Raw genomic sequence first — 24318 nt, 5'->3', positions numbered from 1 at the left:
CTAACGACAGATTACCCACAGACACCCTAAACATATTATTTTAATTATAAACTGAGAGCCCACATGCAAGATATTAACAGCGCCGTTGAAACACTGGTGCAAAGCTCCAATACCTACTTTTTACTGATCGGTGCGATCATGGTGTTTGCCATGCACGCAGGTTTTGCGTTTTTAGAAGTCGGTACGGTGCGCCACAAAAACCAAGTCAACGCTTAGTGAAAATCATTACTGACTTTGCTGTTTCCTGTATTGCCTACTTTTTTGTTGGATATTGGATAGCCTACGACGTCACATTCTTCAGTAGTGCCCAGGAGCTTGCCAACAACAACGGTTATGACTTAGTGAAATTCTTTTTCCTAATGACCTTCGCCGCAGCTATCCCAGCCATCATATCTGGAGGCATTGCTGAAAGAGCAAAATTTTATCCCTTTTTGATTGCCTCAGCCATGATCGTTGCCGTGGTATATCCATTTTTTGAAGGGATTAATTTGGAATGGTAACTACGGTTTTCAAGCATGGTTACAACAAACCACAGGTGCCAGTTTCCATGACTTTGCAGGCTCGGTGGTGGTACATGGTATGGGTGGGTGGTTAGCCTTAGTAGGCGTTTACTTTTTAGGGCTACGTAAAGGCCGTGAAAAAGACAACAGACTGATCGCCTTCGCTCCTTCCAACATCCCGTTTTTGGCCCTAGGTACATGGATCCTATGTATTGGTTGGTTCGGCTTTAATGTTATGTCCGCACAAAGCATGGACGGCATCAGCGGATTGGTCGCAATGAATTCGCTGATGGCGATGGTTGGCGGTATTTTAGCGGCGTTGTGGTTCGGCAAAAATGACCCTGGTTTTATTCATAATGGACCACTGGCAGGTTTAGTCGCGGTGTGTGCGGGTTCGGATGTGATGCATCCCTATAGGTTCATTGTTTGTAGGACTCATAGCCGGCTGGATTTTTGTCAAACTGTTTACCGTTATGCAGCAAACCAAGAAAATTGATGACGTGTTGGGCGTCTGGCCATTACACGGCGTATGCGGCGCATGGGGCGGAATTGCCGCGGGTATATTTGGCCTTGAGTCGCTAGGTGGGTTGGGCGGCGTGTCTTTCACCGCACAAGTAATAGGCACCGTTGCAGGCATAGTGGTTGCGCTAGTCGGTGGCTGTGGTGGTGTATGGTCTTGTCAGTAAAGTGACCGCCATTCGACTCACTGAGGAAGAGGAGTTTAAAGGCGCCGATTTGAGTATTCATAGTATCGGTTCGGTTAATCACGATTAAAGCCGAATTCATCATTCAAGGGACTTCATGGATGAAGTCTCATAGATATTAACCGTGACTAACAAATTTAATCTTACCCATATTTTAAACCGACGAAATACTTATATTCTTTGTATATATAATGGACCACATGACTAGTTTTTATGGTCATATTGGATAGACAATTTACTAAGGTAAGTTGATACAGTGTGATGCTCATAAGTCGTTAGCCGTCATCATGGGGATAAAAGACTTTAAACAAAAACGTTGCCTGCACCTCTAGGTTTTATGGGCGCGTTAGGTGTTGGCTAGGGATCAGCCTGATTGCCGCACATATTTTTGCATTGTATAATTGGTTTTATTTAGTATTTATCAACCCAACATTTACAGCCACTTACATACAATATTCCGAAGCAAAAAATTAACTCAAGTGTCTAGAAGCAAGGGTAATAGAGCAACAGCTTCAAAATTAGCGGATTACGCAGAATTAGTGAGTAACAACTTCACACAGTCTATGGTGATGTTTGCCTCGGTGTTTGTGATTGGACTGCTGTTTTCTGTGGTCAGTGCTTGGGCACTTCGCACCCGCAAAAATAACCCAAACACATAACTAGAAGAGAAACAATGGAATTAGGTCAATTTCCCCTCAGCCTTCATATTAAAATATAATTAAGTTACAAACCTTTTATGAAAACTTTGGTTTTAAAGCTCGCCCAGAATGTGGTCTCATCGCAGATAAAGTATCTTGCCTAAATAAAAGTGCACATGATGGGTTTATTTGAGGGTATGTTCAGAGTCGAATATTTTACCTTTAATCCAGCTGATGTGATCCCTATTGAAAACACATTATATCAAGACGCACTGCCCCAACTCATGCTGAATCAGGCCCTGCACATTGTGTGTTGCAAGATCCTGATGGCAACCCCATCCTATTTAACCAGTTTTAGAGGCCACTATTTATTATGTCTGATGAATTTATCTGTTGGAATTGTAACCAAGCGCTAATCAATGTCATCCTGCCGATGTCAAGACGTGAAGAGTGTGACAAATGCAAAGCAGATCAGCATGTGTGTAATATGTGCCTGTACTATGTCAAAGGCCGCTGTGAAGAAGAACGTGCTGAGCATATAAGCAATACGAACGGGCTAACTTTTGTGATTATTTCAAACCCAGTAATGCAGTGTATAAAACAGTTGATAAACAAAAATCAGATAAGGCAAAAGCTCTGCTTGCTGAGTTGTTTGGTGATACCGTTGTTGAACAAACACCCTCAGATGAAGATCCTCTCCCCCGGGGAACTGGCTGAGAAAAAGTGTACGAGAAATGCTAGGCGGTTAACCTCAATTTCCAGATAAAAACCTGGGGCTAGCTGAAACAAACGCTTATCATTTATGTTGTTGATCTTTGCTATATTCAGTGTTGAGTTCAATGCCTTTCTCATACAATCTATTCATCTGTTTGTCAGAGCGTTTAAAGTAATATAGCCACTTTACATACTGATTTTTTAACGCTTGGCGATAGACTCCATAAGCCTGAAAACGCACTGCAGAAGTCTGGCTGATAAAAGGTAACCTGATAGGGTTTGCCTGTTCTTTTAGCCTTAAACATATTTCAGTATCTTCAAAAATGTCGATTTCCGGTAGGAGTCCCACATCCAATAAAAGTTGTTTTTGTGCAAACACACAGTGATCTAAATAATATATGCCGCGCCGTCCTCCTCTTATATGATTAGAATACCAAGACGTGAAATTAAGCAGAGGATGAGATATTGAAAACTGATGGGTAAAGGCACCCCAACGTATCTCGGAGGTAAGGTTAGTTAAAGCTTGAATACCCTCAACATCCACTAAACTGCGTGGGTGGTGAAGCAACACCATATCAAATTTAGCATGTTTGATACCTGCATTTAATCGACCTGCCCGCGAGCCAATATCAGTGGCAATTAACTTGGCAGTAGACTGCTTAATTATCGAAATAGTATCGTCTTGACTTCCTCCATCCACACAAATGACTTCTATATTAAGCACCCCAATATAGGTATCCAGTATCTTAGACAGATAACCGGTTTTGGATTCATTTAACGTAGGGATAACAATACTCAGCAAGACAATGGGCTCCTTTGGATTGTAACTAGACAGACCTAAATTAGTCGTCAGCGAACATAATAAACGTTAGAGTTTATCCAGTGTAATATATTTGTTATATTTTAAAGGAAGGTTTACGAAAAAATTAGTCGGTGTTTTTTTGGCACTTTATGTTTAAGTATTTGCTCGCCAAAAATAGGCAGCGAGAAGAGGCAAAGAGAAATAGTGCGCAGATATAAAACAAAACCCACAACAGTTCTAACGGCTACACAAGCCAAAGACTTTAGCAAACACTGCATATTTTAATCTTCAACCGTGACCCATTTTTTAAGAAAGAGATGAATATGCCCCTCCAATTGATGGTGCTGCGGGTATCTGTAATGACTTCCCACTTGTCCGTTTAAAACGTAAGAAGTACAAATAATGAAAACAGTATTAATAACAGGTGGTGCTTCAGGTTTAGGTGAAGCGCTGGCATGGCATTATGCCAAACAAAATTTTGAAGTGTGTATTGTCGATCTCAACACACAGCGCGGCCATAAAGTGGTCGATAGCATCACTCAGTCAGGTGCTGCGGCCTTCTTTTTACCATGCGATATCACCGACGAAGCTGACATTGACACACTAAAAGGACAACTTCAATCCCGTTGGGATAAAGTGGATGTGTTAGTCAACAATGCAGGTGTTGCCACTGGCGGCGCTTTAGAATTTGAAGATATACAACAGTGGGAATGGGTCATCAATATCAATGTATTGGGCATGGTTAGAATGTGCCGTGCTTTTGTCCCTATGATGAAGCAACAAGGGGCAGGAAAAATAGTGAATATAGCGTCCCAAGCTGGTATTACACCGGCACCATTGATGGGTAGCTACAATGCGAGTAAAGCCGCAGTCGTCAGTTTTTCTGAAACGATGCATCTTGAGTTACAAGGCAGTAAAATCCACGTGAGTGTTGCTTGCCCAGGCTTCTTTTCCACAAACCTAGACGAATCAATGCGCAGTAAACAGCCCGGCGTGGCAAAACTTGTGAGTAAGATGCTGCATACCTATTCCGATATCACCGCAGCTCAGGTAGCTCAAGCTATTTACCAAGATAGTGAGGCTCTGAAGTTTATGACCATCACTCATAAAGATGGGCGTTCAGCCTTTCGTTTTAAACGTTGGTTACCACCCATGCGTTATTTGGCTATGATGAAAAAACAACTGAAAAACTTTCAGCCTAGAGCCTAGTTTCTTGAGCAATACTGATAAACACAACGTCATGGACACAGCAAGCCGAATCAGAACACACGAAGAGCCGATTGTAATGGCTCACGTTCATTGGCTTAAAAGCAATGCCCCAAGTCTCAAAGATAAGCCAACCGTCATACTATATTCAGGTGGCGCATCTCACTGGACATAATGCTTAAGTTACCTCAACGAAAACGCTGTAATGCGTGAAACCATTTTACGCCGAAGGCCTGCTGGCATCAAAGCTAAAGGTGTCTCACAATATGTGGTCATGAGTATCATTGACAAGTCGCTTTAGATCTCGCTGAGAGGGTAATAACTGAAGGAGATGAGTATAAGCAGACATGGCTAAACATTATTCTTTAGCAAAGTGGAATACGATGCTTTATCTAGATGTGGCGTTCACCGTACATTTTAAGTGTAAAATGCACACCCACCGATTAAACAAGGCGAAATAGGCTAATTTGTGCGATATTAGACACATTTAGATACAATTAGACGCAATTATACGCAACTTGAATACCTCACCACAGAGGATGAAGAGCGATGCAAATAACAATAATAAGAGAATGCACAAGATGATCAGACAAAATATTTTAATCACCGGCGCTAGCTCTGGCTTAGGTAAGGGCATGGCTATCGAGTTTGCCAAGATGGGCCGTAACTTAGCCTTGTGTGCGCGCAGAATGGAAAACCTAGAATCACTAAAACAAGAATTGTTGATCATTAATCCCGATATTAAGGTGTTTATTCGCTCCTTAGATGTTAACGAGCACGACCAAGTATTTGAAGTCGTTAACGCCTTTGCTGCAGATTTAGGTACACTTGACCGCGTGATAGTGAATGCAGGAATGGGCAAAGGGGCCTCGTTAGGCACTGGGTATTTTAAAGCCAATAAACAAACCGCAGTGACCAACTTTGTGTCAGCTTTAGCTCAATGTGAAGCAGCCATGGAAATATTCCGAAGCCAAAACGCAGGCCATCTAGTCACTATATCCTCAGTCAGCGCAGTTCGCGGGGCACGCAGAGCCATGACAGTATATGCGGCCACCAAAGCCGCATTAACGTCACTTAGTGAGGGTATTCGTATCGATGTGCTTAACACCCCCATAAAAGTTACCACTATCCATCCGGGCTTTATTCGTACTGAAATCAACGAAAAAGTGAAAACAGTACCTTTTATTGTTGACTTACAAACAGGCTGCAAAGCCATAGTCAAAGACATCGAAAAAGAAGTGGCGAGTAGCTTTGTGCCAAAATGGCCTTGGGCTTTATTTAGGTTCATTGCGCGCATAGCGCCATTAAGTCTGTTAGCTAAAATGAGTTAGGCAACAAATTACAAGCTAGAAGCTAAAATGAGTTAGGCAACAAATTACAAGCTAAATCTAATAAGATTAGGAATGATGTTCACATGACCGATTCGATTTTAACCCAAATCATACTGCCTTTAATATTGGCACTTATTATGTTTGGTATGGGGTTAAGTTTAACTAAACAAGACTTTTTAGAACTCGGAAAAGAACCCAAACCCGTTGCTGTAGGCTTATTTGGCCAGCTATTGGTGTTGCCGCTACTGGCGTTTGGTATCGCTATTTTCTTTGAGTTGTCTGAGCATTTAGCGGTAGGTATCATGATACTGGCTGCCTGTCCTGGTGGTATTAGCTCGAATATTCTGAGTCAATTAGCCAGAGCTAATTTAGCCCTATCGGTTAGTTTAACCGCAGTGACCACATTAATATGTGTTGTCATCACACCGTTAATCATTCGTTTTGCCATTGAGCAATTTAACGATACCCCAGGTGAGACATTTTCTTTGCTGAGTACGACTATTGGTCTTATTTTTATGACTTTAATACCTGTGCTTTTGGGCATATTGATCAGGCACAAATTTGCATCTTTAGCGATACGCAGTGAGGTATTTTTTAGGCGCCTTTCTACGGCATTTTTAGTCTTTATGATTATTGCTATCACTTACCAAGAACGAACAACGCTTTTAAAATCTTTTGTGTTACTTTCAGAGGCTGTTATCTCATTAAATCTATTGGCGATAGGTACTGGATTGTTGCTAGGGTTAATGTTTAAACTGGTTAAACAAGATACTGTGACATTGGGCATTGAAGTGGGAGTACAAAATAGCTCGATGGCAATGTTAATTGCTATTACTTTTTTAGACAGACCCGATTATGCCATTGCAGCCGGGGTATACGGACTAGCCATGTATTTAGGTGCAGCAATATTAATCTTCGGCGCAAAACGTTGGCCTAAATAAGGCCAACTCATGACTGCTATTGATTAAACACGCTTCATAGCACAGATTTTATTGCCGGCAGGATCTCGCAAGTATGCTAAATATAACTTCATCACTCCGCCATCACGCACACCCGGTGCGTCTTCACAGGCTACGCCACCATTAGCTAAACCAGCTGCATGCCATGCCAATCCTTGCTCTTCGCTTTCAATGGCAAACCCCAAAGTACTGCCATTACCGTGACTGGCAGGCTCACCATCGATAGGCACACTCAAACCAAACACACCGGTTTTAGTGAAGTAAAAGCAACGACCTTTAGGATCAATCTTGCCTTCCTCATAACCCAATGCACCTAGTATAGCATCGTAAAATTTCTTTGATTTTTGTATATCGTTAGCACCTAACATAACGTGACTGAACATTTAACTCTCCTGAATTGAAAAAAGATAAAACAACAATATGCATTCTACCCATAGCCTGACCTGCTCTCACTTTTTTGCAGTGATAATCAACTGTTAGTTGTATGAAGGTTATGTTGACATTTATGTAGCCAACACTGTGTTGTATGAACGCTTATTATGAGTTATGCACGCACATTAATTGCTGTGAATACATAGTGAAAATTTAAACGTTAACTCTGTTCTTATTCTATCTCCATACATGCATATTTTATTGCTATATTAATGGCCTGTTTGTATTAAAAACCAATCATATGGGTTAATTTTTATAACAACCTGGCAATTCTGTGAATTATCAATAAGCAAGTCAGCCCTAGCAACCTTCATCACAGCTAACATATCAGCGTAATAGATGCAGAAAATGCTGATGTTTATGATATTGGTCAATCATGTCATTGATAACCGCTTGTTTCGACCAACCCATAATATCGTAATCTTGCCCACCTTCAGCTAAATGTACCTCTGCACGGCAGTAAGTATGCTCATCTGAACTCGCTAGTGATTCCTCGTTATCTGGAGAAAAACTAGGCTGCAGATATTTTTCACACTTTACCCCATACACAAAAGAATATTCACTGCCGTGCTGAACATTCAAACTCAACATACCTGATTCATTCACTATCTCAGATTCAACTTGATTACTCGCCAATTCTAAACGCACTTTTTCCATAGCGGGTCTTACATTATTATCAATAAATTTTGTAACCGCTGTTTTGTTAGGAAATTGAATAATAGACGATAGTCGCTGCTCCCAACCACTATCAGTCGTGGATGGATGAGGGTGTAAGTTCATCGCCAGACTGGCCTTTTTGTGGGTTTCAATTCGTAACGCTTTTATAAGCCCCACTAAGGAAATCAACAAGATAATGGCAAAGGGTAAGGCCGTGGCAATAGTCATAGTTTGCAAAGCACTGAGGCCACCGGCGGTCAATAATATTGCCGAAACAACTCCTACACCGATAGCCCAATAAATCCGTTGCCATACTGGTGTATCGTTTCTACCATGAGAGCAAAGCATATCCACCACCATTGCACCTGAGTCGCATGATGTCACAAAGAACACAATAACCATTAAGGTGGCAATAAAACTCAGAAACCCTTGAAACGGAAAGTTTTCTAAAAACACAAACAGGGCAACAGGCGCATTGGTGCTGACCATATCGCCTAATTTATCGACACCCTGTGTATATATAAGATCTATTGCAGAGTTACCAAATACTGTCATCCAAAATAACGTAAAAGCAGTGGGGATAACCAAAACGCCAATAACAAACTCACGGATCGTCCTGCCACGTGAAATTCGCGCAATAAACAGACCAACAAAAGGTGCCCAAGCAAGCCACCAGCCCCAATAAAAAATAGTCCATCCACCAATCCAATCCGTCTTGTCATAGGCAAATAGATTAAAGGTATTGCGCACTATATCGGACAGATACGCCCCAGTATTTTGCACATAAGCGGTTAGCAAAAACACAGTGGGTCCTAAAATCAGAATAAATAACAATAATCCAATTGCCAAAATCATATTCAATTCTGACAAGCGGCGTATACCCTTATCTAAACCTGTTGCCACTGAGACAATTGCCACTGCGATAATGCCTATCATTAAATAAATTTGGACAGGTATCGACTCTTCTAAGTCAAACAGATAGTTCAGGCCTGAGTTAATTTGCGCAGCACCCAGGCCTAGCGATGTAGCAATACCAAAAACAGTACTCACCACAGCAAGAATATCGACTGTATGACCGGCCCAGCCATAAATGCGGTCACCAATCATCGGATACAAAGCGGAGCGTAATGTAAGAGGTAAACTAAGCCTAAAACTAAAATAAGCTAATATTAATCCAACAACTGCGTAAATTGCCCAAGCATGTAAACCCCAATGAAAAAAGGTCATTTTCATCGCTTCTCGAACGGCTTCGGTGGTGCCTTGAGTCGCAGTAGGGGGGGATAAAAAATGCATCACAGGTTCGGCCACACCAAAAAACATCAGTCCGATACCCATACCTGCAGCAAACAACATTGAAAGCCAACTAGCTAACGAGTAGTCAGGCTTACAGTGATCGGGCCCCAGACGTATATCGCCAAAGCTAGAGAAGCCAAGATACAATACGGTGATAAGTATGATTGCCACCGATACCACATAAAACCAACTGCCGTTTTCAATAATGGTGCTTTGTAAGTCAGCAAAAAAAACATCCGCCGTTTGTGGCGCTATCAATGCAAACAAAACCAATACTAAAATCGATAAAGAAGAAAGATAAAAAACGGGGCGATTTAGGTGTTGGTCTATTCGGGTTAGAGCCACTTATATAAGCCTGTGTAACTGTTTATTGAGTCTCAATATAACCTAACTCACGGTCCTTTTAAACTCACAATATAATTAGGGTGCTACGCATTAAATATGTGTTCACCTTTTTGGAGACCTTGGAATCACTTTAGAAATAAGCATCTGAGTGTGATATACTGTTATATGCCGCAGCGAAAAAAAATCGTATTGAAATTAAATATTGTAAGCATTGGGTCTAATAAAAATATCACCCCTTGGCAGTGCGTGCAAAAGACACAAAGGTTCTTAACACATGAACAAGACTAAAATCAGCTGTGCCATCGTCACAGCACTCGCTTTAAATCCAGCGATAGCTCAAGAAAAAACAGCAAAAGCACAAATAGAAACTATTCAAATTACCGCTACTAAAAGAACAGAATCAATACAGGATGTGCCTGTTTCTGTTTCAGCTTTAAACGGTGAAGCGTTGGAAGTTCTTGGCATTGAAAGCTTTAGTGACTACGTTGAATTTCTTCCAAACGTTATTTTCCAAGGCACTGGCCCTGGTCAAAACGAGATTTATATCCGAGGTGCAGCCACCTCACAAACCAACATTGCGGTATCTTCAGTACAGGCATTACAGCCGTCTGTTGCGTTTTATCTGGATGAGCAACCCGTTTCTATGCAAGGCAGAAACCTAGACGTTTATGCTGCAGATATGGAACGAGTCGAAGTATTACCTGGTCCACAAGGTACTTTGTTTGGAGCCAGTTCACAGTCAGGTACAGTGCGCATGATCAGTAAAAAACCTGATCACAGTGGATTTGCTGCCGGCTTAGATGTGAATATTGGTAGTACTAAAGGCGGCGAGATGAGCAATTCTGTCGAAGCTTTTATGAACTTTACGCCAACCGATGAATTGGCACTACGCGTAGTCGCCTACAATGACAAGCAAGGTGGATGGATTGATAACATCCTGAATAAACCTGGCGAAGGTGGTTACACAGGCAGTGCTGTAGTGATTGATAGGATATCAGGTGGTGTGCTTAGCGATCCACAGAATACGCCTGTCGTGCCTCCTAAAAATGACAGCTTAGTAGAAGATGACACTAACGATGCGATTTATGCAGGTGTTAGGTTTGGTATGTCATATTTGATCAATGAAGATTGGTCTTTGTTGGTACAACATACAGCCCAGTCCTTAGAAACCGAAGGTGTGTTTGCTTACGATCCTAACCTTGAAGGCGAAAGCTCTGTTAACCGCTTTATTCCTGAAGACAATGATGATGAGTTTGGACTCACCACTTGGACATTAGAAGGCCGTTTAGACAAGCTTGAAGTGGTCTATACAGGCGGTTACTTAGACCGTGAAATCAGCTCTACTATCGATTACACCGGTTATACCAACGGCGGATTGTTTGCTGCTTATTATGTATGTAACCACTACGAAGCGGCAACGCCAGCAGATGAACGTTGTGTTGACCCAACTAAATACTATAAAGAACAAACAGATACTTCACGTGTCACACACGAACTTCGATTTAATACTGATGCAGATAACGCATGGCGTGTCACAGCGGGTATTTTCTATGACGATCAAGAACTTGCAACAGTAGGTAAATTCCAAATAGCCAACACGGAATTAGGGTTTTTTACCGATTTAGGTAGAACATTAAAAGGCACTGAAGGTATTAATACTAATGGCGGCCCGTTCGAGTCAGAAGTGAGTTTTGTTAACGATGTCACTCACACTATCGAACAGATTGCTGTATTTGGTCAGGCTGAATACGATATCACCGATAAGCTAACAGCCACGTTAGGCGCCCGTTGGTATCAAATTGACGATACTTTTAAAGGGTCAACAACTACAGTTGACGTGAGCCGCAGAATTCGCGCGTTTGGTACGTTAGACGCGGCAGAATTGACAGCGGTAGGTGAAGATCCAGCGTCAATTCAAGAAGCCATATCAAGTGGCCAGTTGGATGTGAGCTTATTAGATACTGACGGCACGTTAACCGTTGACGATACTATTTTTAAAGCCTCGTTAGACTATAAAATGAATGACGACATATTGATATTTACCACTTATTCAGAAGGATTCAGACCACCGGTGACTAACCGTGTTGGTGGCGGTCTTGCAACGAATCAAAATGGTGCATTTGATGGCTTCAGAATACCGGTTTACTCGACTACCGATAGCCTTGATAACTTCGAATTGGGAATAAAGGGTGACTTTTTAGACGGGGTGTTACGTGTTAATGCCACAGCCTATTACTCTGAAATTACCGACTTACAAACCTCACGTTTTGACCCCACTAACATCAGCTTTTTAGTGTTTACCGATAATGTGGGTGATGCTGAAATTAAAGGATTAGATGCGGATATTACATGGTTGGCATCAGACAACTTGGTGATCAACGCAGCCTTTAGTTTACTTGATACAGAATTAACCCGAGTAAATGCTGAACTAGCAGGTATTGCACCTGGTGTAGGTGCACAACTACCTTACTCAGCTGAGTTTTCGGGTAATATTCGCGCCCGTTACTATTTCGAGCTTAACGACGGTTACGAAGGTTATGTCAATGCATCTGTTAGTTACACGGGCGACCGTTTAGCCGGCATGACAATGGATGCATTCGTCACCGAAGACGCAACACGTTTAGTCTATGGAGTTAGTTCTGGCTTACCTATCCAAACAGAAGCAGCCGTTTTTGATGGCGTAACCTATGCTGACTCTAATGGTGCTACTTTCCAAGGTGGTCGTTATATTCAAGAGAGTTATGCGATAGCCAATGTATCTGTTGGCATTACCAAAGACGATTGGAAAGCTGAACTGTACATAGATAACCTGACTGACGAAAGCGCTGTACTTTATATAGATACACAGCAATTTACGCCTAAGGTTGTGACTAACCGTCCTCGTACATTAGGCATGAGACTGTCTTACGATTTCTAATAAGACATATTTGAAATAACTCATAAAGGCAAGCTTTCAGCTTGCCTTTATTTTTGGCTATTGAAAAATCGCGCAACAATCACAATTAACTCGTAGTATAAACATAATCATCTAGAGGTAACACGTGGCAGAAAACGTCAGTAAGCAAAGCAGCAAAAAAAACATCAAGATTGACGACATTAAACGTGCACTACAATCAGGTGATACTGACAAAGCCATATTAGTTTCGCAACAAGCACTAATCAACCTAGAGAATTCTTTAGAAAACACCCAAGAAAAGCTAGAAATATTATATATCCTGGCTGTTGCACAGCGTACCAAAGGGCTAATTGGTGAGGCCACTGAAACAGTCAAAATACTCATCGCTACAGATCCTAACTACGCCCGTGCCCATCAAGAAAATGGCTATTTATCACTTACACATAGTACAGGCAACAAACCCATTGCAGCTACAGCATTTGCAAGAGCCACTCGGCTTAACCCTGCATTGTTATCTAGTTGGCAAAAGTTAGCCCCTTTATACAGTGAACTGAACCATGACGAAGGACAGAAATTCGCTGCACAACGAATTAAATACCTGACTCAGTTGCCAGTGGAAATTCGTGGCGCCCGAGATCTTATGTATGAAGGAAAATTAGGCCTAGCAGACACTGTGTGTCGACGCTTCTTACAAAATAACAAACATCATGCTGAAGCCATGCTGCTGCTAGCTGAAGTTGGCATCAAATTAAAACTCTATCACAAAGCCGAATTTTTATTGGAAAGCTGCATTGAAATACACCCCAAGCATGAAGCGGCAAGAGCAGAGTTTGTTCAATTATTATCTAAATTAGGCAAATTTGGCCACGCCAAACTACAGGCCGATATTTTACTCAGCCAATACCCTAATAATCATCAATATCTTGCAGCAAAAGCCAGCGCAATGGTGGGGGTGGGTGAAGTGGAGCAAGCCATCGACCTGTATCAGCAGATTATAGGCGAGCGCAGCGACCTGCCCGGCATACAACTGCTGCTGGGACATGCTCACAAAGCAAACGGTAACATTCAACAGGCAGTTGCCGCTTATCAACAAGCTTACAAAATTCGCCCTGACTTCGGTGATGCTTACTGGAGTTTAGCCAATACTAAAACCTATCGATTTACCGATAAAGAATTAGCGTTAATGCAGGCTCAACTGGATAAAGTCGATATTGAACAAGACGACAAAGCACATCTTGAGTTTGCGATGGCTAAAGCCTATGAAGATCGCAAACAATTCGATACTGCCTTTAGTTATTACCAAAATGGCAATGCTTTAAAAAATCAGCGCAACCTTTATTCACAAGCCAAAGTAAGCGAACAAATTGAAGCGCAAAAGTCAGTTTTCACTAACGACTTTTTCAAAGCCCATCAAAATGTAGGCGACCAATGCCCTGCCCCAATATTTATTGTAGGCCTGCCTAGAGCTGGCTCGACATTGCTCGAACAAATACTGGCATCTCACTCACAAGTAGATGGCACAATGGAGCTCCATAATATACTGGGGCTGGCTTCAAGATTAAGTGGCAGCAAGAGCGGTTATCCTAACGTTGTAACTGAAATAGACCATGAATATTTCTCTCGTTTTGGTAAACAATTTATCGAAGATACCCAATGCTACCGTCAAGGGGCTGCCTTTTTTATAGATAAAATGCCCAATAACTTTATGCATATTGGCCTGATCAAGTCCATGTTACCCCGTGCCAAAATAATTGACGCAAGGCGTGATCCTATTGCTTGTTGTTTCAGTGGTTATAAACAGTTGTTTGCAGAAGGGCAGGAATTCTCTTACGACTTAGACAATCTTATTCACTACTATCAAGCATACCAATCCTTGATGGCACATTGGGATGAAGTGCTCCCCGGCTTTGTATTAAAGGTCCAGCACGAGGACGTGATAGACGATCTGGAAACTCAGGTCAGGCGTATATTAGATTTTTGTCAATTGCCCTTCGAATCATCTTGTTTGCATTTTTATAATACTAAACGCACCATCAAAACGCCTAGCTCAGAACAAGTTCGTCAGCCTATTAATACTAAGGCGAGAGAGCAATGGAAGAATTTTGAGACACACCTCACGCCATTAATGAATGCTTTTGCAGCTAAATAACCAAACACTAAGTTTGGCTTTATTAGAGCCATTAAATTTTGGCCTATAACTTAGCATAAATCTAAATATGACTGATTGCTGTTGACGGGGCCAAAATCAATTAATTGATTTTAGAAAAGTGTTAAGTGACAAAACATTACTAGGAGGGCAATATTCTTTTTAGTGACAGAACTATTCTCTGCCTATGCCTCAACATTACTCACCATTGATGCCCCTTAAAATCAGCAGATTTTAACTATAACCATAGAATTAAGTGTCAAGCAAAACAAAATCTATATTATGGTTTTAGTATAAAGCACAGGAAACACCTTCCAGTAAACATAATGAAAGCCTTAGATTGGGTTTGCCTATTGCCGAAGTAATTATAGAAATCTGTGGTGGTCAAATGATATTAGAATCAGCTAAAGATGAGTGAATTTCACTTAGTGTTACCTTAGATTAACCAGAATAGTTTTAGCGGGGCACAAAAAACAATATTAAAGTCTTTGTGGTCTTAGTCTTTAGTTGGTCATCACCTCATGACAAATGTGAATCATTAGAAGCAAATATAGTCAATTTACCGTCACTCGGAGATTTCATATTTAAAGGGTAGCTAAACTGAGCAAGTAATCATCAAAGTAAACCCGCCTAGATATTTATATTACCCAATCTTGATGTCAATCAAGACTTTTACTAAATCATTGCATTACATTATTAGCCTAAATATTTATTAAGAAATGTCATGTTGATATTTCTCGCTGAGAATATTTTATTGTGATGATGAATTAAAAAAGAAAGAGCTTATAAACTTAAAATCTATCTACCCTATTTTGTGTTGTCGACATCAGTGTCAAAACACTTTATTGCAGTACTCATGGGTTGAGTGCTTATTACATTCTGGGAAGTGAAACGTTAAATTTAACAATAGGCGCTAAACATGGAAAAGCGAGAGCCACCTAAAACATTGGTTGAAACTTGGCTACACTTAATCACAAGAAATGATGCAAAACTAAAGGAACACGGACATAAGATGTTGCTTAGTGCATTTGAGGATATGGAGGCAGTGTCAAACTTTAAGAAGAAGCACCACATAGATGTATAGTGACAATAATATTTAAGTCTTTACAATCAATACAGTTTTTATTTCACACTCGCACCTTCCAAAGAATTTTGTATTAATATAGATTCAATGCTCAAGCATGTTTCCCTTTGATTTGGATACCTATGCTGCATTATCTAATGCGCCCTGTGTGAAAAATCCAGGGTAAAAGTTCGCACAGGGAATGCTTTTAACTCTAGTTAGAAGTTAATTATTCAAACAATGCCTTATGCAACCCACAAACCACATCCCTACTATCAGCATCACTTACCAACAAAGACAAGTTATGCGGATTCGCACCATAACAAATCATCCGTAGATTATAGTCAGCAACAGCAGCAAAAATCTTGCTAGATACTCCAGCGGCACTGTGCATGTTGTTACCTACAACGGTGATCAAGTCGTAGTTTTCTTCAATCAACACATCACAAAACTGACTGAGTTCTTCAATCGTTTCTTGGTTAATGCGTTTCAATACTGAATTGGCGGGGTTGTCTAGGGTAAAGGACACAGAAATTTCTGATGTGGTGATCAAGTCAACACTGAGTTTATGTTCAGCAATAATGGTAAAGACTTTTTGCAAGAATCCCTGCGCGTACATCATTTTTGGCGTTTTGAGCGTTACCATAACCTGTTCTTTACGCCGGGTGATAGCCCGATAAGAAGGTTCGGTTGTGCAATCACGAACTATCCACGTGCCCCCCTTCTCAGGCTCCCTACTTGAGCCAACGAAGACTTTTATATTTTGCCTAAGCGCAGGCTCCATTGTAGCCGGGTGCAGCACCTTGGCACCAAAGGTTGCCATTTCTGCGGCTTCTTCAAAGCTAAGTTCAGGCAGTGGCCGAGCGGCATCGGTGATCCTAGGATCGGTCGTGTATACACCAATTACGTCTGTCCAAATTTCGCAGGTATCAGCGCCTAATCCCTCAGCTAACAGGGCAGCCGTAAAGTCTGATCCACCTCGTCCAAGAGTAGTGGTATTGCCTTGTGAGTCTGAACCAACAAACCCTTGGGTAACGATGACGGTGTCAACCAATGAAGGCAACATCAGTTGTTTAGCCGCTGCACCTATTTGTTCGAGATCAGGTATGGCTTGACCAAACTGACTATCCGTTTTCAGTACATTGCGCACATCAAAATTTTCGGCCTTCACATTGAATTGGTTTAATACGGCACTGAATAACAATGAAGACATTCTTTCGCCATGGGATAACAAGGCGTCTTTTAAATCAGCACGATGGATCATTTCTTCGTGTAAAGCTAAATCTGCTAGTGAAGATTGTAACTGTTGCAATTTGGGCTCGACTTCATCGGGGTTTTCTAAAGCCTGCACAATAGCGTGTTGGATACTGTTAATTTCAGTTAACTTAAGTTTGATTTGTTGTTTCGACATAGCTGTATGCGCTATGTCGACTAACAGATTAGTGACACCGGCTGATGCGCTGACAACCACCACTTTTGTATGAGGGTTGTTTTTAATAATGCTGGCACAATTTTGCATAGCGGCAAAGTTTGCCAGGCTAGTGCCACCAAATTTGGCTACATTTAAGTTATTCTTTACGTTTTCAGACACGGGACTGGTTACTCATTACACTAAAGCAGATGTGCACAAAAGTAGCAGTTTTTGATTATAATTAAAAAGTAAAAATTAGGGTAAGAAACAGCTTTTTTGGAATAGTATATTCGACTTGAACAAATGTCTTAATAGCCTTACTCAAGCAGAATTACTCCTTAAACCTGAAATAAGCCATTATTTAGTAGGAATGAGTACCGTATCTCCCACGTGAATAACGTTTTGAGCAAACCATCCTTGATGCATTTCCCAAGCGTAAAGCACTTGCTCCGAGGAAGTAGTGGAAGTTAAGTCGTGGGGCTGCATGGCTTTAATATCAGTAATTTTGCCATCTGAGCGAATAAAAGCCACATCGAGGGGTAGCAAGGTATTTTTCATCCACATCCCGACACGTCTTGTTTGCTGGAAGTTAAATAACATGCCACAGCTGTCACACATATCCTCTCTGTGCATTAAACCTTGTGCACGCCGTTCAAAGGTATTGGCATATTCAAGAGCGTAGACTTTTTGTTTAACTTGAACTTGAATTTGAGGAAATACAATCTCTGTTTGTTGAGCTAAGCTCAAGCTAGAAATAAAAGTGAGTAAAACAACAACTAGCGGAAAACGAAGGTTAAGCATATTTTTATTACTTCAAATCAATCAGACATTTAGATTACAGCTTTTTGCACGAACAGCCCATCTCTTTGTCGCTGGTTTCCCACTCTTGAAAATCTCCCTGCACGCATCTCTGCTGCAAAACTCGACATCCGTGAACATCATATGACACCTGAGTATCGGCACCATCGGCTATAGCACTGCCAACAAAGTGCCTAACACCATTTGTTGTACATCCAGCAGATAAAGTGACAATGGCTGCCAAAGTTATTATTTTTATAGAAAGTCTCATTCTTCATCCAAATTAAAAAATGGTTAATCATCTGAATGGTATACGGCTAAAAAATTCAGGGAAATAACAGGAATATAAAAGGGTGACGGTTTCAGTTGAGTTCAAATTTTACTTTGTTCAACTAAAACAAATCACCCTAGGTGCTTATATTATTGTAATTTACAGCCTAGCTAGGGTCGGCAATTCTTACTGCAACCGCTGGTGCTGACGTTAATGCATGAGTGGGTGGAGCAAAATCAGTGAGATTAATACCTTCAACCGCTGCTGTATATTCATCCATTGAAGGAAAACGCCCCAACATAGATGAAAGCACAACTAGGGGGGTAGAGCCTAGTAGTGACTCGCCTTTTTTCTCACTAGAGTCTGCGACAACACGACCTTGGAACAAACGCGTTGAAGTAGCAATAACGGTATCACCGGGCTCAGCCTTTTCTTGATTACCCATACATAAGTTACAACCTGGGCGTTCTAAGTACAGGATGTTTTCGTACTTAGTACGTGCAGCGTTTTTAGGGTGAGCGTCATCAAATTCAAAACCTGAGTACTTTTGTAAGATTTCCCAGTCACCTTCAGCTTTCAACTCATCAACAATATTATAAGTTGGTGGTGCTACCACTAATGGTGCTTTAAATTCAATTTTTCCATTTTGCTTTTCAATGTTACGGAACATTTGCGCGATAATTTGCATATCACCTTTGTGTACCATACAAGACCCAACAAAACCTAAGTCAACATGCTTATCTTTGTAGAAAGAAACAGGGCGAATAACGTCGTGAGTATATCGTTTAGATACATCTTCGTTATTTACATCTGGATCGGCAATCATTGGCTCGTTAATTTGGTCTAAATCAACGATCACTTCTGCGTAATATTTGGCGTTATTATCCGGTGTTAACGCTGGCGTCACACCTGACTTGATACCTTCAATACGCTTGTTGGCAATATCGATAAGTCCCTGCAGCGTTTTAGCTGGGTTTTCCATACCTTTGCCGATCATTATCTGAATACGGCTCTTAGCAATTTCTAAGGATGCAATTAAGGTGTCATCTTCAGAAATACAAATAGAGGCTTTCGCCTTCATTTCAGCCGTCCAATCGGTAAAGGTGAAGGCTTGATCAGCAAGTAAAGTACCGATGTGAACTTCGATGACTCTTCCTTGGAAAACATTGTCACCAAATTGCTTCAACATTTGAGCTTGAGTGGCATGCACTACATCACGGAAATCCATGTAGCTTTTCATGTGACCTTTAAAGGTCACTTTTACAGACTCAGGAATAGGCATGTTCGCTTCGCCGGTGGCCAATGCAAGGGCGACGGTTCCTGAATCCGCACCAAATGCGACACCTTTAGACATACGCGTGTGAGAATCACCGCCGATAATGATAGCGCGGTCGTCCACGGTAAGGTCATTCAATACTTTATGAATGACATCAGTCATTGCGGGATAAATACCTTTAGGATCACGTGCTGTGATAAGGCCAAAAGCGTGCATGAAACTCATCAATTTAGGAATGTTAGCTTTTGCTTTGCTATCCCAAACCGAAGCGGTGTGACAACCAGATTGGTAAGCACCATCAACAATTGGAGAAATAGTTGATGCAGCCATAGCCTCAAGCTCTTGGCATGTCATGGGTCCGGTGGTGTCCTGAGAACCAACAATATTGACTTTAACGCGCACATCCGAACCTGCGTGTAATGCATTTTTAGAGGTTACACCAACGGCATTTCTATTAAAGATTTTTTCGACTGCGGTTAAACCTTGGCCTTCGATCGACGTTTCTTTTGAAAATGCAAATACAGCGGGTGCATCTACACCTAGTGTTTCGGCAGCAAATGTTTGCAGTTTCTTACCAAATACCACTGCATAAGAACCACCCGCTTTCATAAATTCTACTTTTTGTGGGGTAAAGGCTGACGATATGTCAACCAGTTCTTGGCTGCCGTTGAATAACGTCTTGGCTTTTGTATCAATAGTTAATACCGTTCCAGTTGCCACTGAGTAGGCTTCTTCTAAAACTGCATCGCCATTTTCGTCAACCACTGTCTTGCCATTTGCATCGACTTTCTTAACCCAATTTTTAAGATCCAGACCAATACCGCCGGTGACATCAACCGTCGTTAAGAATATGGGAGAAATACCATTTGTACCTGCTACCACTGGTGCAATGTTTATAAATGGTACATAGGGACTGGCTTGCTTACCGGCCCACAGTGCTACGTTATTCACACCAGACATTCTAGATGAACCTACACCCATAGTGCCTTTTTCGGCGATTAACATCACTTTCGCGTTAGGATGTTTAGCTTGTAACGCTTGGATTTCTTTTTGCGCTTGTGGCGTGATCATACATTGGCCGTGTAGTTCACGGTCTGCACGAGAATGAGCTTGATGACCTGGCGACAGTAAGTCAGTAGAAATATCACCTTCACCCGCTATATAGGTCACCACTTCAATTTTTTCATCTATTTCAGGAAGTTGAGTGAAAAAATCCGCTCTGGCATAACTTTCAAGAATATCCTTGGCAATGGCGTTACCCGCTTTAAACGCATCTTCAAGGCGACTCGTATCTGCTTCATATAGAAACACTTGCGTCTTCAACACTTTAGCAGCTGGTTTTGATACCGATGTGTCATCAGATAGAGCTAAATCTAGAAGCACATCAATTGAAGGTCCACCTTTCATATGCGATAACAACTCAAAAGCAAAGGTGGGTGTAATTTCTGCTAATGCAAAGTCACCTAATATGATTTCTTTTAAGAATTGAGCTTTTTCTCCGGCTGCACTAGTCGTTCCCGGCAGAGTGTTATAGATGAAAAAATGAAGCGAATCCTCTCTGTGCTCATGGGCCGAGTCTTTAATTTGCTCGATAATTTCTGCTAACAATTCAGCACTATCAATTGGCTTAGGCGCCAATCCGAGATCTGTGTTCCGGCTTTTAATTTCTTCAACGTATTCTAAATACAAACTCATATACACCTCTCAAGGGCTATAACGTGCTAATTATATGATAATTAACAGGATAAAATTTTGTCGACAGCTTAACTGATTTTCAATACGTTAAGCATCATTTGGTAAAATAAGTACAATTTACATAAGCGGCTTAGGCGGGGCAGCCTCTGCGGCTTGTCCTAATGTGTTTACGATATGCAACAAGTAAATCTTGTGCTGAGTAACACACTCCCAACCGATACAAAACACTGCAACATGGGGACTTAGTAAGCAATTATAAGCGTTATTAACAAAAAGTGGAATTGTGAAGAGTGACTGTTTATCTATAATCAGTATTTATTTAAGTGATAAGTTACTGAAATTTACAGTTTTTTAACAAAAAATGACAAATTAAGCTAATCAGGGACCACTCGCAGTACTTTTCCCTGTGCGCTATCTGTTAATACATAGATAGAACCATCAGGATGAACACGAACATCACGAATTCTTTGCCCGAGCTCCTTAAATAAAGAGACCTGTCCTACCACGTTAATACCGTCCATTTGCACCCAACGTACTTCCTTAAATTTAAGCACACTGATTAAAAGATCACCGTTTAATGCCTTAAATAGTTCACCAGAATGGACTGCCATACCTGAAGGTGCGATAGATGGTGTCCAGTCTATTAGCGGTTGTTGCATATTGGGATAATCGGTAAATGGGCTAATGCGTCCACCAATATAATCATTGCCGAAGGTGATAACCGGCCAACCGTAATTGACTCCGGCTTGGATAATATTTAATTCGTCACCACCGTCAGGTCCATGTTCATTTGAAAAAATAACACCTCGCGACGGGTCATACAAAATGGCTTGTGCGTTTCTGTGCCCATAGGTAAATACATAGTTACTGAGTGAATCCACATCTTCACTTAAAAAAGGATTGTTTGCGGGAATGCTGCCATCGTCATTAATGCGTATCACTTTACCCAGAAGGTTATTAAGTCGCTGGGCATCCTCTCGATAATCAAAACCATCACCACTGGTGATAAGTAATGAGTTGTCCGGTAAAAAAGTCATTCGTCCCGCAAAATGCACTGGCGTATCTTTAAAAGGACTGACAGTAAACATGATCTGTTGCTGTATCAGTTGATTTCCACTTAACTTAGCGCGCATAACTTGCAAAGCGTTTTTGTCATCTGAGCCGACTGTATAGGATAAATACAACCAACCATTAATGTGATAATTTGGATGTAATACCACATCCAGTAGCCCGCCTTGCCCTTGAACATAAATATCCTTTGGCAGTCCAACGAGAGGCTCAGAAACAGTATTTTGACTGACTATTCTAATTTGACCTGTGCGCTCAGTAACCAGTAAATCACCATCAGGTAAAAATGCCAATGCCCACGGATAGTCCAAACCTTTTGCGATGGTTTCGATTGTATAACTTGGAAAAGACAGCGTCTGTGCTTTCGCTGACCCGAATGACAGGGTAAATACAACAATCAGACTATAAATAAACACACAAAAAGGCATAATTTGCTCGCTCTTGGACAGTAAAAACATATATCCCCAACCCGCTGTGCACGCTATTTCGAGGTGGTATAGATATAAACGTCAATGAATCACTGAGTTGATCTTAGTGCACAGTTAACGCATGATTGCTTAGTTCCTAGATCAATGCAATTACCCAAATTAAGTGACTCATATGAAATTTAAGTTTTACCTAAGACTTTGCCGCCACTTTTTAATGGCGACTATTTTTGCATTTGTATTAGCCAGCCTGTTTCATAGCCAATTTGTTATGTTCGAATTAACCTCAGTAGGAGTCACAATCAGCGTTGTAGACAGACTGAGTATGAGTTTGGATGATTTAATTGGCTTATATCCGATTTATGGGGTGGTCATAGGCTTAAGCTTTTTAGTCGCTTTTTGTATATCAGCTCTGTTAATTAAACGCTTTCAGTTACCTTCCAAAGCGGTATATTTTGCAGGCGGCGGATGTGGCGTGGCGACCGCACTTTTTGCTATGCATCCGATTTTAGACATCACTGTGATTGCTGGCGCTAGAAGTACTTTAGGGTTTATATGTCAATCCTTAGCAGGCGCGATGGGAGGATGGTTGTTCAGTCTATTACGAGGTGACGCGACAAAGTAACGCAGTTTACCGACTGAGTTTTTATGCAGAAAAATGCGCAAGTAAATGGTCAATCGCCAATCGGGCTCTCATAGGTAAAAAGCGACGATCTTGAAACACCACCCAACTATAGGACTCGCTGCGCCAAAATGTGTTTAATATTGGAATTAATCGTCCTTGCTCAGTGGCCTGCAAAAAATTATGTTGCGGCATGTAGGCAATACCTAAACCTTGTTCACATGCGTTAACCACCGCTTGGGCATTATTACTCTTCCAACGTCCCTGCACTTTTATATTCTGTTCTTGTTCTTCATGAATAAACGTCCAATGGTCATTATTCGAAATAATACAGCTATGTGCTTTTAAGTCGCTTGGATGGTTGGGTATCCCATATTGAGCCAAATAAGACGGACTGGCCACCGCCATCATGGGATGAGCTAATAACTTTCGAGCAACCAATCCAGAATCCTGTAATTTGCCATACCGGATCGCAAAATCGATACCGTCTTCGACAAAATTGACCGGTTTAGTATTAAAGTCAATATCAATGGACAGCTCTGGGTGTTGCAGTGCAAATTCCATTAATACTGGTGCCACTTGTTGTTCAGCAAAAGTGCCCGCTGCACTGATTTTTAAGGTGCCAACTAGTTTAAGTTGCTGAGAATTAATCTGTTCGTTGGCCTGTTGTAAGCCGGTGACTAAGTCTTTGCATTGATGGTAATAACTTAGTCCAGCTGATGTAAGGCTGACTAATCTAGTTGTACGTGCAAACAACGCACAACCTAAACGTTTTTCTAGTTTTGATATGTGTCTACTAACATGGCTTGTACTGCAACTCAGTTGTTTTGCCGCTGCCGAAAACCCTTGGCTCTCGGCCACACAAACAAACTCAATAATACCCTCGAAATTTGCCATAATTTACTATTATTGCTATATAACAACAGTAATTTGTCATTTCGCCATATTGTTGTCAATACGTTTAAGAATTAACATGGTACCAGCTTAAAAAAGCGCATCATAAGATCATTAAGGTAATTAAAATGAAAAAAACTCCTCATTCATAAACTACAATCTAGCTCAAGGG

General features: G+C 41.2%; 18 protein-coding genes and 1 pseudogene. 10 read left to right on the top strand and 9 right to left on the bottom strand.

The window, feature by feature from the left end; translation table 11 throughout:
- Positions 1–63 precede the first annotated feature (63 nt).
- The 4 genes and pseudogenes from Q0Y52_RS18225 (at position 64) to Q0Y52_RS18210 (ending at position 2559) form a co-directional block, all read left to right on the top strand.
- Positions 64–1274: pseudogene (locus Q0Y52_RS18225) on the top strand (ammonium transporter).
- A gap of 409 nt (positions 1275–1683) precedes the next feature.
- The gene (locus Q0Y52_RS18220; protein WP_297823957.1) at positions 1684–1863 is read left to right on the top strand and encodes a hypothetical protein; all 180 of its coding nucleotides are present in this window, start codon (positions 1684–1686) and stop codon (positions 1861–1863) included.
- A 155-nt stretch (positions 1864–2018) separates the two neighbouring features.
- Positions 2019–2258, top strand: coding sequence for a hypothetical protein (locus Q0Y52_RS18215; RefSeq protein ID WP_297823956.1), 240 nt, complete (start codon positions 2019–2021; stop codon positions 2256–2258).
- A 175-nt stretch (positions 2259–2433) separates the two neighbouring features.
- The gene (locus Q0Y52_RS18210; RefSeq protein ID WP_297823955.1) at positions 2434–2559 is read left to right on the top strand and encodes a hypothetical protein; all 126 of its coding nucleotides are present in this window, start codon (positions 2434–2436) and stop codon (positions 2557–2559) included.
- A gap of 79 nt (positions 2560–2638) precedes the next feature.
- Here Q0Y52_RS18210 and Q0Y52_RS18205 read toward each other — a convergent pair whose 3' ends face one another.
- Positions 2639–3358, bottom strand: a complete 720-nt coding sequence (locus tag Q0Y52_RS18205) for a glycosyltransferase (protein WP_297823954.1) — start codon at positions 3356–3358, stop codon at positions 2639–2641.
- Positions 3359–3760: 402 nt separating this feature from the next.
- Here Q0Y52_RS18205 and Q0Y52_RS18200 point away from each other — a divergent pair, with 402 nt between their 5' ends.
- The 3 genes from Q0Y52_RS18200 to Q0Y52_RS18190 all read left to right on the top strand — a co-directional run bounded on the left by Q0Y52_RS18200 (position 3761) and on the right by Q0Y52_RS18190 (position 6836).
- The gene (locus Q0Y52_RS18200) at positions 3761–4567 is read left to right on the top strand and encodes an SDR family oxidoreductase (protein ID WP_297823953.1); all 807 of its coding nucleotides are present in this window, start codon (positions 3761–3763) and stop codon (positions 4565–4567) included.
- 578 nt (positions 4568–5145) lie between these two features.
- Positions 5146–5895, top strand: coding sequence for an SDR family oxidoreductase (locus tag Q0Y52_RS18195; protein WP_297823952.1), 750 nt, complete (start codon positions 5146–5148; stop codon positions 5893–5895).
- An 83-nt stretch (positions 5896–5978) separates the two neighbouring features.
- Positions 5979–6836 (top strand): bile acid:sodium symporter family protein, encoded by an 858-nt coding sequence (locus Q0Y52_RS18190; RefSeq protein ID WP_297823951.1) that lies wholly within the window; start codon positions 5979–5981, stop codon positions 6834–6836.
- Between the two features lie 23 nt (positions 6837–6859).
- Here the strand turns inward: Q0Y52_RS18190 and Q0Y52_RS18185 are convergent, their stop codons facing one another.
- Together Q0Y52_RS18185 and betT are read right to left on the bottom strand one after the other, a co-directional pair.
- Positions 6860–7237, bottom strand: coding sequence for a VOC family protein (locus Q0Y52_RS18185; protein ID WP_297823950.1), 378 nt, complete (start codon positions 7235–7237; stop codon positions 6860–6862).
- A gap of 376 nt (positions 7238–7613) precedes the next feature.
- Positions 7614–9581, bottom strand: coding sequence for a choline BCCT transporter BetT (gene betT / locus Q0Y52_RS18180; RefSeq protein WP_297823949.1), 1968 nt, complete (start codon positions 9579–9581; stop codon positions 7614–7616).
- A 274-nt stretch (positions 9582–9855) separates the two neighbouring features.
- Between betT and Q0Y52_RS18175 the strand changes: the two genes are divergently transcribed.
- Positions 9856–12498, top strand: coding sequence for a TonB-dependent receptor (locus tag Q0Y52_RS18175; RefSeq protein ID WP_297823948.1), 2643 nt, complete (start codon positions 9856–9858; stop codon positions 12496–12498).
- A gap of 124 nt (positions 12499–12622) precedes the next feature.
- Entirely contained in the window at positions 12623–14626 is a 2004-nt protein-coding gene (locus tag Q0Y52_RS18170; protein WP_297823947.1) for a tetratricopeptide repeat-containing sulfotransferase family protein, read from the top strand.
- 1289 nt (positions 14627–15915) lie between these two features.
- Here Q0Y52_RS18170 and lysC read toward each other — a convergent pair.
- From lysC to Q0Y52_RS18145, 5 genes are all read right to left on the bottom strand, one after another.
- Positions 15916–17277, bottom strand: coding sequence for a lysine-sensitive aspartokinase 3 (lysC, locus tag Q0Y52_RS18165; protein ID WP_297823946.1), 1362 nt, complete (start codon positions 17275–17277; stop codon positions 15916–15918).
- 177 nt (positions 17278–17454) lie between these two features.
- Positions 17455–17898, bottom strand: coding sequence for a DUF192 domain-containing protein (locus Q0Y52_RS18160; protein WP_297823945.1), 444 nt, complete (start codon positions 17896–17898; stop codon positions 17455–17457).
- 34 nt (positions 17899–17932) lie between these two features.
- Positions 17933–18166, bottom strand: a complete 234-nt coding sequence (locus Q0Y52_RS18155) for a hypothetical protein (protein ID WP_297823944.1) — start codon at positions 18164–18166, stop codon at positions 17933–17935.
- 166 nt (positions 18167–18332) lie between these two features.
- On the bottom strand, positions 18333–21137 hold the full coding sequence (locus Q0Y52_RS18150; RefSeq protein ID WP_297823943.1) for a bifunctional aconitate hydratase 2/2-methylisocitrate dehydratase: 2805 nt from the start codon (positions 21135–21137) through the stop codon (positions 18333–18335).
- Positions 21138–21511: 374 nt separating this feature from the next.
- Positions 21512–22663, bottom strand: coding sequence for a PQQ-dependent sugar dehydrogenase (locus Q0Y52_RS18145; protein WP_297823942.1), 1152 nt, complete (start codon positions 22661–22663; stop codon positions 21512–21514).
- 142 nt (positions 22664–22805) lie between these two features.
- Here Q0Y52_RS18145 and Q0Y52_RS18140 point away from each other — a divergent pair, with 142 nt between their 5' ends.
- Positions 22806–23255, top strand: a complete 450-nt coding sequence (locus Q0Y52_RS18140; protein ID WP_297823941.1) for a hypothetical protein — start codon at positions 22806–22808, stop codon at positions 23253–23255.
- A 21-nt stretch (positions 23256–23276) separates the two neighbouring features.
- Here the strand turns inward: Q0Y52_RS18140 and Q0Y52_RS18135 are convergent, their stop codons facing one another.
- Positions 23277–24149 carry a LysR family transcriptional regulator gene (locus tag Q0Y52_RS18135; RefSeq protein ID WP_297823939.1) on the bottom strand — a complete coding sequence of 291 codons (873 nt, stop codon included), beginning with the start codon at positions 24147–24149 and terminating at the stop codon, positions 23277–23279.
- Positions 24150–24318: the final 169 nt, after the last annotated feature.

This window comes from uncultured Paraglaciecola sp. (assembly GCF_943787955.1).
Taxonomy (GTDB): Bacteria; Pseudomonadota; Gammaproteobacteria; order Enterobacterales; family Alteromonadaceae; genus Paraglaciecola.
Note: the sequence above shows the minus strand (reverse complement) of the source record. Positions and strands in the feature narration are given on the sequence as shown.